Source organism: Pseudomonas sp. 06C 126, from assembly GCF_001855215.1.
In the GTDB taxonomy this organism is placed as follows: Bacteria; Pseudomonadota; Gammaproteobacteria; order Pseudomonadales; family Pseudomonadaceae; genus Aquipseudomonas; species Aquipseudomonas proteolytica.
The window spans coordinates 1-715 of the sequence record NZ_MIFU01000154.1; the positions used below are offsets into that span (position 1 = coordinate 1).

Consider the following 715-nt stretch of genomic DNA (forward strand, 5'->3'; position numbering starts at 1 on the left):
CGGCTCCAGCGGCATCCCGGCCCTGCGCCAGAGCATTTCGGCGATGCTGCCCAATGCCCAACATGTAGAAGGCAACATCTTCGGCAGCATTGGTAGCGGATTGGCGATTGAGGCCAGTAAGCGTTATGGCTACTGAGTGAAGAAATCGCCTCGTGATGGCACGGGGCGATTCATTAGGCCTTACCTTTGGCCAACTGATCGACCCATGTCTTGAAGGTATCTGCATAGTCATAAAAACCGACAACCGTGCGGACTAATTTTCCGTCCCGGAAAAAGAGCGTGGTTGGCGCAGACTGCACGTCATAAGCAGGCGTTTTCTCGATCGGGCCATTTACCTCCAGCGTCTTGTCGAGGAACTCAATAGCCTTGCCCTGATCCTGGGCTGCTGCCTCCAGTGTCGCGACCATTCTGTTTGAAGATTGTTTGCTGGCATTACTGAACAGCACAATCACGGGGGTTGTGGACTTGAGCACACGACTTTCAAAGCTGCTGGCATCTACCGTAGGCAAAGACATGATTTAGCTCCTGTCGAAACAAAAGATGATATTGCGCACGCAAGAGCAGACCATCAAACCCGTGGTGGGTCTACTGTCAGAAATAACAGGTCTGAACCACTTCGACGACGCCTCGGTAGACGTGGCCCAGGTCGACACGGTGTTCTTCACCGGCGGCTCCAGCGGCATCCCGGCCCTGCGCCAGAGCATTTCGGCGATGC

The 715-nt window shown here is 54.7% G+C and carries 1 protein-coding gene and 2 pseudogenes; 2 read left to right on the forward strand and 1 reads right to left on the reverse strand.

All coding sequences use genetic code 11. The annotated features are described in order from the left end of the window. A pseudogene (locus tag BHC62_RS28525) lies at window positions 1-136 on the forward strand (heat-shock protein); the annotation flags it as partial. A 37-nt stretch (window positions 137-173) separates the two neighbouring features. Here BHC62_RS28525 and BHC62_RS27120 read toward each other — a convergent pair. Then, window positions 174-515, reverse strand: coding sequence for a co-chaperone YbbN (locus BHC62_RS27120; protein WP_029297757.1), 342 nt, complete (start codon window positions 513-515; stop codon window positions 174-176). Window positions 516-624: 109 nt separating this feature from the next. On the opposite strand from BHC62_RS27120, the pseudogene BHC62_RS29195 reads away from it, so the two are divergent. After that, window positions 625-715, forward strand: a pseudogene (locus BHC62_RS29195) (hypothetical protein); the annotation flags it as partial.